This window comes from Myroides sp. 1354 (assembly GCF_030324495.1).
In the GTDB taxonomy this organism is placed as follows: domain Bacteria; phylum Bacteroidota; class Bacteroidia; order Flavobacteriales; family Flavobacteriaceae; genus Flavobacterium.
This window is the reverse complement of the sequence record NZ_JACAGN010000001.1, coordinates 260894-276695: the sequence shown is the minus strand read 5'-3', so window position 1 is coordinate 276695 and position 15802 is coordinate 260894. Positions and strand designations below refer to the sequence as shown.

General features: G+C 37.7%; 13 protein-coding genes. 5 read left to right on the top strand and 8 right to left on the bottom strand.

Annotation, left to right across the window (positions count from 1 at the left end):
- Positions 1–173: 173 nt before the first annotated feature.
- Together recO and porZ are read right to left on the bottom strand one after the other, a co-directional pair.
- A complete protein-coding gene (gene recO / locus HX004_RS01200) occupies positions 174–887 on the bottom strand; it encodes a DNA repair protein RecO (RefSeq protein ID WP_286440498.1) in 714 nt (237 codons plus the stop codon).
- Positions 887–3211, bottom strand: a complete 2325-nt coding sequence (porZ, locus tag HX004_RS01195; RefSeq protein ID WP_286440497.1) for a type IX secretion system anionic LPS delivery protein PorZ — start codon at positions 3209–3211, stop codon at positions 887–889. The genes recO and porZ overlap by 1 nt, the downstream gene beginning before the upstream one ends.
- A 265-nt stretch (positions 3212–3476) precedes the next feature.
- On the opposite strand from porZ, the gene HX004_RS01190 reads away from it, so the two are divergent.
- The 4 genes from HX004_RS01190 to HX004_RS01175 all read left to right on the top strand — a co-directional run bounded on the left by HX004_RS01190 (position 3477) and on the right by HX004_RS01175 (position 7570).
- The gene (locus tag HX004_RS01190) at positions 3477–4562 is read left to right on the top strand and encodes a PCMD domain-containing protein (protein WP_286440496.1); all 1086 of its coding nucleotides are present in this window, start codon (positions 3477–3479) and stop codon (positions 4560–4562) included.
- Positions 4549–5367 (top strand): porin family protein, encoded by an 819-nt coding sequence (locus HX004_RS01185; RefSeq protein WP_286440495.1) that lies wholly within the window; start codon positions 4549–4551, stop codon positions 5365–5367. Before HX004_RS01190 ends, HX004_RS01185 begins: the two co-directional genes overlap by 14 nt.
- A 277-nt stretch (positions 5368–5644) precedes the next feature.
- Positions 5645–6775: a PCMD domain-containing protein gene (locus tag HX004_RS01180; protein ID WP_286440494.1), complete on the top strand. Its 1131-nt coding sequence runs from the start codon at positions 5645–5647 to the stop codon at positions 6773–6775.
- A 12-nt stretch (positions 6776–6787) separates the two neighbouring features.
- Complete coding sequence (locus tag HX004_RS01175; protein ID WP_286440493.1) at positions 6788–7570, top strand: outer membrane beta-barrel protein; 783 nt, start codon at positions 6788–6790, stop codon at positions 7568–7570.
- A gap of 54 nt (positions 7571–7624) precedes the next feature.
- Here the strand turns inward: HX004_RS01175 and HX004_RS01170 are convergent, their stop codons facing one another.
- Complete coding sequence (locus tag HX004_RS01170; RefSeq protein WP_286440492.1) at positions 7625–8893, bottom strand: alkaline phosphatase family protein; 1269 nt, start codon at positions 8891–8893, stop codon at positions 7625–7627.
- A gap of 94 nt (positions 8894–8987) precedes the next feature.
- Here HX004_RS01170 and HX004_RS01165 point away from each other — a divergent pair, with 94 nt between their 5' ends.
- A complete protein-coding gene (locus tag HX004_RS01165) occupies positions 8988–9782 on the top strand; it encodes an NAD(P)H-binding protein (RefSeq protein ID WP_286440491.1) in 795 nt (264 codons plus the stop codon).
- Between the two features lie 31 nt (positions 9783–9813).
- Here the strand turns inward: HX004_RS01165 and HX004_RS01160 are convergent, their stop codons facing one another.
- The 5 genes from HX004_RS01160 to HX004_RS01140 form a co-directional block, all read right to left on the bottom strand.
- A complete protein-coding gene (locus HX004_RS01160) occupies positions 9814–10470 on the bottom strand; it encodes a CoA transferase subunit B (protein WP_286440490.1) in 657 nt (218 codons plus the stop codon).
- Between the two features lie 21 nt (positions 10471–10491).
- Positions 10492–11193 (bottom strand): CoA transferase subunit A, encoded by a 702-nt coding sequence (locus HX004_RS01155; protein WP_158961896.1) that lies wholly within the window; start codon positions 11191–11193, stop codon positions 10492–10494.
- Positions 11194–11260: 67 nt separating this feature from the next.
- Positions 11261–13561, bottom strand: a complete 2301-nt coding sequence (locus HX004_RS01150; protein ID WP_286440489.1) for a penicillin-binding protein 1A — start codon at positions 13559–13561, stop codon at positions 11261–11263.
- Between the two features lie 15 nt (positions 13562–13576).
- Positions 13577–14071 carry a gliding motility lipoprotein GldH gene (locus tag HX004_RS01145; RefSeq protein ID WP_286440488.1) on the bottom strand — a complete coding sequence of 165 codons (495 nt, stop codon included), beginning with the start codon at positions 14069–14071 and terminating at the stop codon, positions 13577–13579.
- Complete coding sequence (locus HX004_RS01140) at positions 14058–15668, bottom strand: PSP1 domain-containing protein (protein ID WP_286440487.1); 1611 nt, start codon at positions 15666–15668, stop codon at positions 14058–14060. Before HX004_RS01140 ends, HX004_RS01145 begins: the two co-directional genes overlap by 14 nt.
- Positions 15669–15802 lie beyond the last annotated feature (134 nt).

The window sequence follows — 15802 nt, the reverse complement described above, 5'->3', positions numbered from 1 at the left end:
TGGATGGTTGTTTTTTTGGCGAGACGGAGAGATGGTGGGATGATGAGGCGATGAGCAAACCTCACAACGAGCAAACCTCACAACGAACAAACCTCACAACGAACAAACCTCACAACGAGCAAACCTCACAACGAGCAAACCTCACAACGAGCAAACCTCACAACGAGCAAACCTCACGCAAATACCTCTTTCAAAATCTCCAATGACTTTGGTTTTTTAAAGGCTGTAAAATGCACTTCATAATATTTCATCAATAGGGCTAAAAGTGTTTTTCGATCACGAGAAGAGAATACTTTTTGATCGGATTCGAACCCTAATTCTAACAAGCGTTTAAACAAAAAAGTTTCCTCTGCATCAAAACAATGAGCCACGTGAATATCTGTAAACACACCTTCATACCAATCAAAATAATGACAGTCCGCTTCGGATACATCGGGATAGAACCCAAGATATTTCGTCAATTCAACTAGAAGTAACAAATGAAAATTAGCCGTTTCATCATGTGTATCTAACCAAAGTAAAGCTGTTTCAATAAAAGAGTAAAACTGTTCATCGCGCTCTTGCTCACTGACAATCATACTGAGCATTTCGCTAACGAAGAGTGCAATGCTATTTTTAGAGAAATCATAGTAAATGCTGTGATAAACCTGATCTACTCTGATTTCCTTGAAATATTCCATTCCTCCTTTGTTCTTGAACGTAAACGAAATATCCAACAGCATCAACGGTTGGAAATACGCAATCTTCTGCGCACTTTTCCCTTTAGCAAAAGCGTTGCGCACAAAAAAAGTCTGAATGCCCACTTCCTTGGTTAAGCATTTCACTATTAAACTTTTATCTTGATATTTTATAGCCTGTAATACAATGGCTTTTGTTTGTATAACCATTAACGAATAATCATCAATTTCTTAACCTTAGTATTGGCATGATCTGCCGAAGATACCATAATCAAATACACACCTGAAGCAACTCGCTTCCCGTTAAACGCATGAGTATCCCACACGACTGTTCCTCCATTGGAAGTTGTTTCAAAAACTAAATTTCCTTCAATGTCTGTAATTTTCACCACAGATCGATCCATCAAGCCTACAATGCGAACTTCACCTAAATATTCTGGTCGAACGGGATTCGGATAAGCATAAAAAGAGCTATTAGTCTCTTGTCCTTCAGAAGTATCCGCCATAAAGGAAACCACGCCCAAATCTGTAGCAAAGAATACCTCTCCCGATACGGGATCCACGGCAATATCATTTATCGTATTACTCGGTAAAGGCGAATTGTCTTTCGTAAAATGAAATACAATTTCCTTTCCTGTAGAAGAAACTAAGAATACCCCTGCATCAGCAATTGCCACCCATTTTTGATTGGCTCCATCTACCTCTATCTTAGTAATATACTGTTGATAGAATAGTTCTTCTGCGATTCCGTTTTCTTCAATTACAATATTGATCGGTTTTAAACTTGTGGTTTGCAAAAACTGATTGACGTTTTGAATCACGCGCAGTCCTTTGTCCGTTCCAATCCACAATTGATTGTTTTTATCTAAGGCTAAAGCACTTACATTATCTGAAGGAAGATTTCCTAAATCTACATTTAATCTAGCCATTCGATTATTCTTAGTTTCATTAAAGGCAGTCAATCCATCTTGTAAAGACGGAATCCATTTGGTTTCATTTTTATCGATAACTAAACGCCCGTAGTTTCCTCGTTTATAGTCAAACATCCCATATGTAGAATAATACGACTGCCATTTTTGATTGGCATCCATCACCTTTAGTGCACTCGACACAAAATTATTTGTTACCCATAGTTTCCCTTGTTTATCAAACACAACGCCATTCACGCGGACCGTTGCATATCCTGGAGGGAAGGCAGGATCGTTTGGATCGATTTCCATATTTTCTAATCCTGTAGCTCCCGTATTTTCGTGGTTAAACACCTCCACTTCACTCTCTTGAATGTTGTTGTTTTTCCATTTAATCTGCAGCAGTCCGGAATGATAAGACCCAACATAAAGCTCTTTATTATTTTTAGGATTCAATGTTGCGTACGTTAAGGCACGTGCATCCTTCAACCTCCCAAAAGGAAGAAGTTGCCATCCGTTTTTCTTATTAAAGTAACTCAATCCTTTAGCTGCTAAGGTAGGCACATAGGGATTATAAGTATTTTTGTCATATCCACCGCTAATAAACCAAGTGCCTTCCCGTGTAGTCAAAAGAGAAAACACGCGATTTGACTCTGGTCCGTCAGGAGATAAGGATTCTCTACTTCCTGTTTTTTTCATTTGAAAAAGACCTTGGGAACTGCTAGCATAATAATACGTATCATTCACCTCAACAGCATCAACAATATTGCTATGCTGTAGGGTTTCTACCAATTGATTTCCCCCTTGCAAGGTCAAAACTTTTGTAGAGGTTATCACCATTAATTGCCCCTGTTCATTTGCATTGAATTTAACGACTGGTTCAGAAGCTTTAACTACATCCACCACCTGATTCGGCTGAACTAACTGATAAACGGTAGCATCTTCTTTTGTACTCAAAAAAATCTTATCAGCCACAGCATAACCTCGTTGCCAATTCACTCCTACTTCCCAACTATTCCATTGTCTAAAATCCACTTTATTGGGATTTTCCAATTCAATTTGCTTAATTCCTTCTGCAGTAATGGCTAACAAATCGAGATTAGTTGCAACTAAGTCCCTTACGATACTATTCTTGCCATTTGCACCGATATAATAACTATCTCCAAACGTATTATCATTCAAATTAAAGGCGCTAATTCCATAATTTGTTGCGATATACACTTGTCCTTTCACCTCTAAAAAAGCATTAATTCTACGCTCAAAAACTTGGAGCGAAGGCTTATTCTTAATATCGGATATAGTGCGTATGCGATCATTTTTCAGATCAAAAACCAGCAAACTTCCGTCTTCATTTCCCACCAATAGTTTTTGATGCACCTCACTAAAATGCAAAGCTGTAATCTGATTGGTTTTTAATCCACTAATTGAATTATACACTTCAATCCTATTCTGATTCACAGAAAAGCGCAACAAGGCAGATGGGGTTGCCCCAAAAACGACATCACGCCCTTTAGCAAGAGCGACTACTTCGGTATAAGAGAAATAACTATTCCACTTGTGATTCTCCTGAGCGCTTAGACTCGTAACCAGTAAAAGCAACAAATAAACGAAAGGTTTGATTTTCATACAGACGATTTACAACCAAACAAATATACTATTATCAAAAGAAATATTTGCCACTCCTTTTATTTTTGGCTCCTTCGTTAATCAAACTTAATCCTTTGATTTCGAACGACTCTCTTATTCTTTTCGTTTGACCTTAAAAAATTAAGAACCAAAAGCTTGAGCTAAACAAAAATACACTACCTTCCGTCTTAGAAAAACATTAACAAAAAGCCAGTAATTCTGGCAAGAAAGTTGTAAATACGTCAATAATTAATAAAATATACTTATGAAACACCGTGTTTCTATCTATTTATTAGGACTTAGCTTACTGTGTAGTAGTTGTATCAAAGAAGAGGAATTAGATACCAATGCAGACATATTAGAAGCCTATATACCAAGCGAATACCTCAAAATGGATCCAATTATCACCAATACTTCTGTTGAATTTAGGGTCAAATCCAATGTGGATTTAGAGCGTCAATCGCCCTTTTTTATTATTTCACAAAATGCAACAATGGATCCTCCAAATGGGGTGACGCGAAATTTTACCACCGCACAAGAAGTCACCATCACGGCCCAAGATAAACGTTGGCAAAAGAAATACTTGGTTAGTTTTACCAGTGATGAATTGAGCACCTATTACGATTTCAACAATGCTGAATTAACCGATCGAGATCGTTACTATCGCTTTTATGAAATTGGCTCTAATGGAGAAAAAATTTACGATTGGGACAGTGGTAATCAAGGCTATGCTACGATTGCGGGTTCTACGCCTGCAGAAGCCTATCCAACCACAGTGGCACCAGGCCGCAAAGGAGGATTATCCGTTAAGATGCAAACGGTATACACCTCGAGTTTCGCAGCAGCAACGGGAAATCCCATTGCCGCAGGAAACTTGTTTCTCGGTCAATTTAAACTCAACCCCTTTAATACGCTAAAATCTACTCGTTTTGGACTTCCTTATGCTGGGGCATTACCACAAACCCTAAGAGGAGTCTACAAATACACTGCTGGAAATGTTGTAACGGACGAAAACTATAAGGAAGTACCTGGTGCTAAAGACTCGTTTGACGTTTATGCCATCATTTTTGAACTACAGAAAAAAGACAATTACTTAACTGGAGATCACAACTTTTCCGATCCTCGCAATGTTGCTATTGCGCGTATTCAAGAAAAAGATCGCAAGGAAACAACTACCTGGAGTACGTTTTCAATTCCGTTTGAGTTAATTCCGGGAAAAACTTACGATCCAAACAAAGATTATATGCTTGCCATTGTCATGACCTCTAGTATTGATGGAGCAGCATTTAAAGGAGCTGTTGGAAGTACACTTTTAGTTGATGAAATAGAATTAGTTTATGAAAAAGAATAAAATCACCGCTTTATTTTTGCTATTAGTAGGTTTATTCATTTTACCCTATAACGCAGAAGCACAATCTATAGATACTCTAACTACGAAGCATAGAAACACTTCGGATTTTACGGATTTTTTCACCAAGAACACGGACTATCAAGCCCGTGCGCAATTTAGCATTGGCGGAAGTACTCCCTTGGGAATACCGGCACAGATTAGAGAGATCAACAGTTACAATCCTACCTTGCAATTGGGACTAGAAGTCAACGCAACCAAATGGTTGTCCGATGATCAAATTTGGGGAGTGCGAACTGGATTGCGGTTTGAAGGGCGCGGCATGAAAACAGATGCCCGTGTAAAAAACTATTACACCCAAATTGACGGTGAAGAAGGCAAACAGACCAAAGGTTATTTTACAGGCAATGTAAAAACCAAAATGAAGAACTCCTATATCACCTTCCCTGTACTTGCTGTCTATAACGTCAACGAAAAATGGAACGTTTACGGTGGTTTCTATTTATCAGGCTTAATCGATGGAGACTTTACGGGCTATGTATACGAAGGTGTATTACGCGAAGGCAATCCCATAGGTACACCAATTGAATTTGAAGAAGACGCCAAAGGTGAATATGATTTCTCCTCAGATTTAAATCGCTTTCAATGGGGAGCTGAAGTGGGCTTTGAGTATAAAGTCAATAGCCAGTTGCGTTTATTTTCAGACCTAAATTGGGGGCTCAATGGTTTATTTAAAAAAGACTTCGAAGCCATTACGTTCAACATGTATAGCATTTACTTAAACTTTGGTTTTGGGTATCAATTTTAAAGAACGACCTCATCCACTTTACCCTATAGACTATAGTCCATCGACTATAGTTTTTTTGTATCCAGGCTCAACTACTTTTTATCAAAAAAACACTCTTTTATCTTAATACAAGTAAAATAATTCAACATTTTTATTCACTTTAAGCATTCCAAATCACAATCTAGCCGACTGAAATGCAAAAAACGCGTATTCTCAACATTATAACGTAAATTTGTAAATTCAAGGTGATGTAATTATTATGATTACATGACATAAACAGTAATAAACACCAATTTCAATGATGAGAAATACATACTTCTTTCTTTTAACCCTTTTGATGGGGTTATTTTTTTCATCTTGTATCAAAGATGAAGCGTTAAATACAGAGGCGGATATTGTAACGGCTAAAATTCCAGAGAACCTTATAAAACTACCTGTAGAAATTGAAAATGATTTCGTTACATTCTATGTAAACGGGTATGCAGATATTACACAACTGGCTCCTGAATTCACATTGACCGAAGGCGCTACAATAAATCCTGCCAGTGGGACAATTCGAGATTTCACAAATCCACAATTTTACACCGTAACTTCACAGAATGGTGCCTACTCCAAAACATATAAAATTAGTGTTTATACGGCTGAAATATCTAGTACATTTTCATTCGAAAATACCCGTATATTTTCAAATGGTGGGTTTTATGAATGGATAGAAGTTGATGGTGATAAGGAAGCTAAAATATGGGATAGCGGTAATTCTGGATTTTATCTCAGTTTCTTGACGGATCCACAAAACAGACCAGACAAAGATCACATGATTACAACCATTGAACCTCAAGGAAAAATAGGTCAAGGAGTTCGATTAGAGACACAAAAAACAGGAAAAATGGGACAAGCTTTTGCTGCTATAGCTGCAGGAAACCTTTTTACTGGAAAATTTGAGACTAATATTACAAAACCAGAAGAATCACCTCGATTCGGAACCAATTGGGAGAAAGCACCAACCAAATTAACGGGATATTTCAAATACAAAAAAGGAGAAAAATTCGAAATACACAGTAAAGACGGACAAAGTAATCTAACGGAAGATACCTTTGACATTTATGCTATCTACTTTAAAAAAGATTCTCCTAATGATTATCTAAAGGCAACACATGATTTTAGATTCATTGACAATCCACAAGATGATCCGCGTATTCTCTCTTATGCAAGAATCAAACCGGAAGATCGCATCGAAACAGAGCAATGGACCTATTTCGAATTGCCTTTTATCACTATTGCAGGTAGAGCATATAATCCTGATGATGAATATATGTTAGCTATCGTTCTAACCTCTAGTCTTGAAGGAGATAAATACAATGGAGCAATTGGAAGTCGACTCTCAATAGATGAAATTGAAGTGTTAACCGATCAAGAGATAAACAACTAATGAAAGAAACTAATGAATTTTAAATATATCATTTCTGGGTATTTGTTCTTTGTACTAGGAACAACCCTATACGCACAAGAGGCACAAGAGAAACCATCCTCTACATTTCAAGCTTTTTTTACACAAAACATGGATTACCAAGTAAAAGCTCAATTTAGTATTGGAGGGTCAGCTCCCCTAGGATTACCCCGCGAGATTCGCAGCGTAAAAAGTTACAACCCAGGTTTACAAACTGGTTTTGAAGCTAATGCAACAAAATGGGTGAACCAACAATGGGGAGTTCGACTAGGAGTTCGATTTGAAGAGAAAGGGATGAAAACAGATGCACGTGTAAAAAATTACTTAATAGAAGTCAATTCTGCTAAAGGCCCAAGTAGAGGTTACTTCACAGGAGATGTTCACACCAATGTAAGCAATACGTATTTAACCTTTCCTATTTCAGCCGTGTATAACTTATCTGAAAATTGGAACTTATATGGCGGAATCTTTTTATCTGGTTTAATTGATCGTAATTTTACAGGAAATGTTTCAAACGGTTACTTACGCGAGAACGCTCCAACAGGTTTAAAAGTTGAATTTAATGATGATGCTTCAGCTGATTTTGACTATTCTGATGATCTAAATCGTTTTCAATGGGGCTTTCAAGCAGGTGGAGAATGGAATTTAAATAGTCATTTTAGGCTTTTTAGTGATGTAAGCTATGGCGCAAATCGATTGTTTAAAAAAGACTTCGAAGATATTTCCTTTTCCATGCACAACATATACCTCAACTTAGGTTTTGGTTATCAATTCTAAAAACAAAAAAACTCGATCTAAATGATCGAGTTTTTTTATTTTACTAGAAGTAAATTACTTCAATATTATTTTAGTGATTTCTCTTTTTCCGTCAATTTCCTTTTCATTAACAGATAATCCTAAGATTTCCGCAATCATCGGATAAATGTGTACATTCTCAAAGGATTGTATCTTATTGTTTTCGCGGATATTTGGACCAACAGCCATAAATAAAGCATGCATTTCTTTTACTTTTGCTGGATCAAAACCATGACTTCCCGCCAACGGTCTGTTGGTGAAATAATAAGGTGCTTTTGCAGTAAGAACAATATCCCCTACTCGATTATGGCGATCATCTTTCGTTCCAAAATGATATTCTTGAGGTAACGCATCTTTTACATGCACCTCCATCAATTGAGGGTCAATCGATTTCACAATTTTTTCATACCAGGTTTTTATCTTTTTTGGATCTTTGATAAACAAACTAACATAAGTTCCATTAGACGCTACTGCCATCTCTTTTTCATCTACTTCAAAAGGCAACTTTAATAGCGTTTTTTGATCTAATTCCAACATCCCATGATCAGACACAATGATCAAATTAATTGGCAATCCAGAATCTTGTACTATCGTATACAATTTTTCCATAGCCTCATCCACATACTGTACTGCTTTGGCTGTTTCTTCAGCATCTGGGCCAAACTGATGCCCTGCGTGATCCACCTCTGGCATATAGAACGTAATAAAATGCGGTCTTTTTTCTGCAGGTAGTTTCAACCACTCTTTCACTTGAACCAAGCGATCATCAATACTCGTTTTTTCGGAATATTTATAGTAATAAGTCGGTAATACCTTTTGAATTGGCGCCTCAGATCCAGGCCAATAATAACATGCGCTCAACATCCCTTGTTGCTCTGCCAATACCCATAGTGGTGTTCCTCCATACCATTTTGCATCAGTCACAGCTTTAGCATTACCCAAAGAGTAGCGATCCCCTGTTGATCGATCATACATCGTATTTCCTACCAAACCGTGATGCCCGGGATACATTCCCGTTACAATAGAATAATGATTGGGAAAAGTAACGGAAGGATACGACGGAATTAACGACTCCGCTTTCGTTCCTAAATCTGCAAATTTGGCTAAAAACTGTGCGTTGTGTTTCTCAATATAATCATAGCGAAAACCATCCAAAGAAACTAAAATAACATAAGGACTCTCTTCTTTTTGAGCGTCATTTTTTCTTTCTTCTATCACCAATTGCTTTTCTATTTCTTGTGCTTGTAAGGAAAAACTTCCTCCTACAAGAAACAAAGTCATCATGGACCATGCGAATTTTTTCATGTCTACTGAAATTTATATTTTCAAATATCACTAGATAAATTCACTCCCCCAAAGGAATTGATTACTTTTAGCATTTAATTAAAAGATAAGTCAAATGAAAACGATAGGAATACTCGGTTGTGGTTGGTTGGGTTTACATCTCAACCAATACCTTCAAGAGAAACAATACAGCATCAAAGGATCTACAACAAGTGAGGCTAAGCTACCCGAATTACGAGCAGTAAACATTGACCCTTATCTTGTAAATTTACAGGACTTAGATGAAGGGCAAATGCATTCTTTCCTTACTGATTTAGACTTGTTGGTCGTTACTATTCCTCCGATACGAGGAGAAGAGAGCGATTTATATGCTCAAAGTTTTAAGCGATTAGTTCCCTATCTTCAGCAACATGATATACAACATGTCATCATGATGAGCTCTGTTTCGGTTTATGCTCCTAACGAACAAGAGGTAACAGAACAAAGTATGGCCTATAGCCATGATCCGACCAGCAGACAGATATTAGCCGCGGAGCAGGTATTACTTCAAGCCGATGGAATTAAGAGCTGTATTATGCGTTTGGGCGGATTATTCGGTCCTGATCGCAAGCCCGTACGTTATATTGTCAATCGCGGTATCCTAGACAACCCCGATTTGCCCGTTAATATGATTCACATTCACGACATCGTCCAATTTACAGCAGCTATAATTGCACAAGGATTTAAAGCGAATGAGGTGTTCAATTTGGTCTCCCCTCATTACAAGAGCCGATTCGATTATTATACCAAAGAAGCAGAAGAAATGGGTTTAACCCTACCTCCATTGGGAGAGAACGATTGGAAAACACATCGCAAGATTACAGGACATAAAATTGTACAACAAACGGGTCTCAACTACCAAACACTATAAAAAAAGGAGGTTAAAAAACCTCCTTTTCTATTTAATCTAGTATCATTTCTGGAATATCTCCTTCAATAATTAGCTCTACTTCTGTTGCTTTGATGATATCTTCAACCGAAACCCCTGGCGCTCTTTCTATTAGTTTAATCCCTTTAGAAGTAACCTCTAAAACAGCCAATTCCGTTACAATCTTTTTCACACATCCTACACCCGTTAACGGCAACGAACATTGTTTCAATATTTTTGATTCACCTGCTTTATTCACGTGCATCATTGCGACGATGATATTTTCTGCTGAAGCAACTAAATCCATTGCTCCACCCATTCCTTTTACCATTTTACCTGGAATTTTCCAGTTTGCGATATCTCCATTTTCAGAAACTTCCATTGCTCCTAAAATAGTTAAATCCACATGTTTTCCTCTGATCATTCCAAAACTCGTTGACGAATCAAAGAAAGATGCCCCTGGTAAAGTGGTTATCGTTTGTTTTCCTGCGTTAATTAAGTCCGCATCTTCTTCACCTTCAAAAGGGAATGGTCCCATTCCTAAAACGCCATTTTCACTTTGAAAATCGACATTCATTCCTTCTGGTACATAATTAGCCACAAGTGTTGGGATTCCAATACCTAGGTTTACAAAAAATCCATCTTGTAATTCTTTTGCAATTCGCTTTGCAATACCTACTTTATCTAACATAATTTCTCTTTAAACGGTTGGTTACTTTCTTTGACGAACAGTGCGTTGTTCAATTCTCTTTTCATATTTTTCTCCTTGAAAAATACGCTTTACAAAAATACCAGGTACGTGAATTTCGTTGGGATCTAACGTTCCGATTGGCACTAATTCTTCTACCTCAGCAACCGTAATTTTTCCAGCACCAGCCATACACTCATTAAAATTTCTCGCTGTTCCCTTAAAGATTAAGTTCCCTGCTTCATCGCCTTTCCACGCTTTTACAATAGCAAAATCTGCATCGAATGCTTCTTCTAAGATATGAGGTTTTCCATTGAAAACACGTACTTCTTTTCCTTCAGCTACTTCAGTTCCATACCCAGCTGGAGTGAAGAAAGCGGGAATTCCCATCTTAGCAGCTCTACATTTTTCTGCTAAAGTTCCTTGTGGAGTTAACTCTACATTGAGTTCTCCAGATAACATTTGACGTTCAAACTCTGCATTTTCACCTACATAAGACGAGATCATCTTGTCAATTTGGTGTTTTTGCAACAACAAACCTAGACCAAAATCATCTACACCTGCATTATTAGAAATACACGTTAAGCCTTTTGTATTCTTGCGAACAAGCTCTGCGATTGAGTTTTCAGGTATTCCACACAATCCAAAACCACCAAGCATTATCGTCATATTATCTTGAACATCAGCTAATGCTTCCTGAACATTAGCTACTTTTTTGTTTATCATAATCTTTGGTTTAATTAACTGCTCTAAAGTATAAAAAAAACGCCTTTAAAAAAAGGCGTTTTCAATATTAGAAGTCAAATTCATTTGTGTCTAGTCCTTCATCTTCCGTTATCGTATCTTGTACAATCTTCGTACAATCCACTCGGATGGATAATCCCTCAGGAACTTCGAAGGCAGATTTAGAAACATGTAGTGTTTTATCTGCATAACATTTATTCATAAACAAGCCCCAAACAGGTAGAGCCATCGTTGCTCCTTGTCCATATAACATAGCTTTAAAGTGAGCTGCACGATCATCATTACCCACCCAAACACCTGTGGCGAGGTTTGGAACCATTCCAATAAACCAACCGTCACTATTATTCTGTGTTGTTCCTGTTTTACCAGCAATTGGGTTTGTAAATTTATATGGGTGACCGGTTACGCGTTTGTATCCTGGTCCTTGCCAAGTTGTTCTCAAACGCACCCCAGAACCACTTTCAGTTACACCTTCAAGTAATTTTATTACGGTATACGCAACGTCCTTACTCAATACATCTTTTGTTTCTGGTACTGCATTGAATAAAATCACTCCGTTTTTATCTTCAATTCGAGTCACAAACACTGGTTTTACGTAAATTCCTTGGTTAGCAAACGTACTATAAGCCGCCACCATATCGCTTACTGTAATATCCACTGCACCAAGTGCAATCGCTGGACTCTGTGGTATATCAGCAGATACCCCTAAATCTCTAGTCATATTCACAACTGCTTTAGGTCCTACTTTATCCATCAATTTAGCCGTTACGGTATTCACTGATCCTGCTAAAGCTTGTTTCAGCGTCATGATTCCCTTATAACTTCTATTCGAGTTTTGAGGAGACCAATCTTGACTAATTCCATATCTACCTTTAGGCATCGTAAAAGGTGAATCAATAATCGAATCACAAGGAGAATAATGCAATTGTTCAATAGCCGTTGCATATACAAAGGGTTTAAATACTGAACCTACTTGTCTTGCCCCTTGTCCAACGTGATCATATTGGAAATGCTTATAGTTAATTCCACCTACCCAAGCCTTAATATGACCTGTTTGTGGTTCCATAGACATCAATCCTGTTTGTAAGAAATGTTTGTAATAGAGAATAGAGTCTCTCGGTGTCATCACCGTATCAATCTCTCCTTTCCAAGAAAAGATGCGCATTTCCGTTTTTACTTTGAAAGAATTCAAGATTTCCTCATCCGATTTTCCTTGTTCTTTCATCTGGCGCCAACGTTCAGACGTTTTCATTGCACGATTGATAATCGCCTCTGTTTCTTTATCTGTAATATTGTAGAACGGTGCATTTTTATTGTTTTTTTGCGAAATGAAGAACTCTTCTTGTAAATTACTGATGTGTTCTTGCACCGCCTCTTCTGCATATTTTTGCATACGTGAATCTATAGAAACATAGATTTTCAATCCATCTCTATAAATATCGTAAGTTGTTCCGTCTTTTTTCGGATTTTCTTTCACCCAACGACGCATATAATCGCGTAAATATTCTCTAAAATACGTAGCGATTCCCTCTCTGTGACTTTCAGGTGTAAAGTGTAAAGACAAAGGAAGTTCTTGCATGCGAAGACTTTCTTCTTTGGTGATGAATTCGTTCTTTGCCATTTGATGCAAGACAACATTACGTCTTTTTTGCACTAATTCAGGTCTGCGCACAGGGTTGAAATAAGCTGGATTTTGAAGCATCCCCACCAACATCGCCGCTTCATCAATGGTTAAATCTTTCGGTTCTTTTCCTAAATACACTTTAGCTGCTGAGCGAATCCCAACCGCATTATTGACAAAATCCGCTTTGTTTAAATACATCGTCAGGATTTCCTCTTTGGTATATTGACGTTCTAATTTAACAGCAATCACCCATTCTTTTGCTTTTTGCGCAATACGCTTAGCTAAGTTTCGAGAGCCTTCTCCGTGAAACAACAATTTAGCCAACTGTTGCGTAATTGTACTCGCTCCCCCGCTACTTCCCACTGAAGTTACGGCGCGTAAAGTTCCTCTAGCATCAATTCCAGAGTGTCCGTAAAAACGCTCATCCTCCGTTGCAATTAAGGCCTGTACCAGATGAGGAGGTAAGTCCTCATACTTTACTGGAACGCGATTTTCTAAATAGAATTTTCCAATGGTCTTTCCATCCGAAGAGATAATTTCGGTTGCCACATTGCTTGATGGATTTTCCAACTCATCAAACGTTGGCATTGCTCCAAAAACGCCCCAAGAAGCACAAAGGAAAAATAATACAATCGCCACACCTAATCCCAAAAAGGCCATCCAAAAAGTAGAAACATACTTTTTGAAATCTGTGGCATTTTTATTCGTTTGTTTTTTGTTTTTCATACAACTTTAAAAAACTTATTCTGCTTTTTCGATTCTAAATCCAACTTCGCTTACGCCTTGTAAGGCTGGGACACCTTCCACATCGCCAAGTGCTCTAACGGCTTGCTCTAGTGTTAATTTATATTTTCCTGTCTCGTCAAATGTATAGTTTTGTTTCAACCATAATTTACTCTCTTTCACATCTGAAAATCCACTTCCTAGGAGTGCCCCATTGGGGTCTGCCATTTGAAATTGAATGGTATCAATAACAATTGCCGCACTGGGTTTGTAGATTTTAAAAACCACAAACATATTACTGTACGGATAATCGTTATTCACTCGCACGTTCATAAACAAATTATGAGGGGTCAACGTATCTTGCACATCCCAAACAAAGGTTTTTACATCATTTTTTTCCCAGGTCCCCTTTGTAGGTTGGTACTCATCAAAAACGACTTTGTTATCGTGTTTACAGCTTATAAACAAGCATAACAAAAGACTCAATGCTAAATAAAGACTATTTATTTTCACCGTCTTGCTTATTTGTTGGGTTTGTATTTGGGTTTGTCGGTCGAGGTTTTCTTTGCTTTGGTTTATTGGATTTCGGCTTTTGATTCTTGCCTTTATTTTCTTCAGTTCCTTGTTCATTCCCTGATTTAGGCTCTCTATTTTCTATTTTTTTATCCGATCTCCCTGCTGGTTTACCTTCTGATTTTTCATTTCGATCTCTTGGTTTGCGTTCTGGTCTACCCTCTGCCTTTCCTTCCGATCTTTCTTTTCGATCTTCTGGTTTGCGCTGTGGTCTGCCTTCTGCTTTTACCTCTGATCTTTCTTTTCGATCTTCTGATTTTCGATTTTCCTCCTTACCTACTGGTCTATCCTTGCCATCTGCATTTCTAGTCGGTTTGGTTCTAGGTTTGCGTTTTCTATCATCTCTTGCATTGGAAGCTTCTTTCTCCTCTCCGCCTTTTGACGATGCATTACCCTCTCGATCTCCAGGTTTACCTTTCGATTTCGTATTCTTTTTTCTGCGTTTTGGTTGATCAAAACGCGTGACACTATCTTGCTCTATCGCATTTTGGAACTGATCTTTATCTGAAGGAACTTCCTCGCTATAACTTTCAAGCTCGTTTCCTTTTTCATTCTGTGCGTTTAATTCCAAAATCTCCTTTACCTGCTCCGTCGTCAATACGTACCAATTGGCAGAGTTATTTGCATAAGCAAACCACATTTGCCCTTTGAAAATATCTATTTTCTGACAAAAAGCAATTCCTTTTACAGTCATTAACTTCGTATCTGAATCAGGCATATCTTTTAATGCCTCTAAATACGTATCTAATTCAAAATTTAAACAACATTTCAGTTTACCACATTGCCCTGCTAACTTTTGTGGATTTAGCGACAATTGTTGGTAACGTGCTGCTGCTGTATTTACACTGCGGAAATCCGTTAACCAAGTCGAACAACACAGCTCTCTTCCACAAGATCCAACACCTCCTAAACGAGCTGCCTCTTGTCGGAAACCAACCTGTTTCATTTCAATTCGAATACTAAATTCTCTTGCGAATTCTTTAATTAACTGTCTAAAATCAACACGCTCACTAGCGGTGTAATAAAAGGTAGCTTTTGATCCATCTCCCTGAAACTCAACATCTGAAATTTTCATTTCTAAATTTAAGTTGATGGCAATTTCTCTTGCTCTCATTCGAACAGGTTCCTCTTTTTCGCGAACTTCCTGCCAAATATCAATATCTTTTTGGGTTGCTTTACGGTAGATTTTTAAGATTTCTCCCTCTGGATCTGCTTTTTTCTTTTTCATCTGAACCTTAACCAGTTCACCTACAAGAGAAACAATACCGACATCGTGTCCTGGAGATGTTTCTGTTGCAACGATATCTCCCATTGCTACAGTCATTCCACTAGGATAACGATAAAAATCTTTTCTTCCGTTCTTAAATCGAACCTCAACTATATCAAAGATGCTGTCTGAATTTGGATAAACCATATTTGACAACCAATCAAAAACTGCTAATTTATTACAGCTATCTGTTCCGCATGTTCCGTTACTCTGACACCCTCTGGGTACGCCATTACTATCTGTCTTCGTTGAACAATTTGTACAAGCCATTTATATCTTTATGTATTTATATATTAATCCTCCGCAAAAGGAAGGAATTATTTTCTCACTTTTCGTTGTAAAGATACTATTTTTTTATAGGCCGATTCAAGATTTTTTTACGACAAACAATTCTCTCTTTCTGA

What these genes read in the sequence shown, in the direction of transcription:
- recO (WP_286440498.1), bottom strand. Translation starts at nt 887, where the DNA reads ATGGTTATACAAACAAAAGCCATTGTATTACAGGCTATAAAATATCAA.
- porZ (WP_286440497.1), bottom strand. Translation starts at nt 3,211, where the DNA reads ATGAAAATCAAACCTTTCGTTTATTTGTTGCTTTTACTGGTTACGAGT.
- HX004_RS01190 (WP_286440496.1), top strand. Translation starts at nt 3,477, where the DNA reads ATGAAACACCGTGTTTCTATCTATTTATTAGGACTTAGCTTACTGTGT.
- HX004_RS01185 (WP_286440495.1), top strand. Translation starts at nt 4,549, where the DNA reads ATGAAAAAGAATAAAATCACCGCTTTATTTTTGCTATTAGTAGGTTTA.
- HX004_RS01180 (WP_286440494.1), top strand. Translation starts at nt 5,645, where the DNA reads ATGATGAGAAATACATACTTCTTTCTTTTAACCCTTTTGATGGGGTTA.
- HX004_RS01175 (WP_286440493.1), top strand. Translation starts at nt 6,788, where the DNA reads ATGAATTTTAAATATATCATTTCTGGGTATTTGTTCTTTGTACTAGGA.
- HX004_RS01170 (WP_286440492.1), bottom strand. Translation starts at nt 8,893, where the DNA reads ATGAAAAAATTCGCATGGTCCATGATGACTTTGTTTCTTGTAGGAGGA.
- HX004_RS01165 (WP_286440491.1), top strand. Translation starts at nt 8,988, where the DNA reads ATGAAAACGATAGGAATACTCGGTTGTGGTTGGTTGGGTTTACATCTC.
- HX004_RS01160 (WP_286440490.1), bottom strand. Translation starts at nt 10,470, where the DNA reads ATGTTAGATAAAGTAGGTATTGCAAAGCGAATTGCAAAAGAATTACAA.
- HX004_RS01155 (WP_158961896.1), bottom strand. Translation starts at nt 11,193, where the DNA reads ATGATAAACAAAAAAGTAGCTAATGTTCAGGAAGCATTAGCTGATGTT.
- HX004_RS01150 (WP_286440489.1), bottom strand. Translation starts at nt 13,561, where the DNA reads ATGAAAAACAAAAAACAAACGAATAAAAATGCCACAGATTTCAAAAAG.
- HX004_RS01140 (WP_286440487.1), bottom strand. Translation starts at nt 15,668, where the DNA reads ATGGCTTGTACAAATTGTTCAACGAAGACAGATAGTAATGGCGTACCC.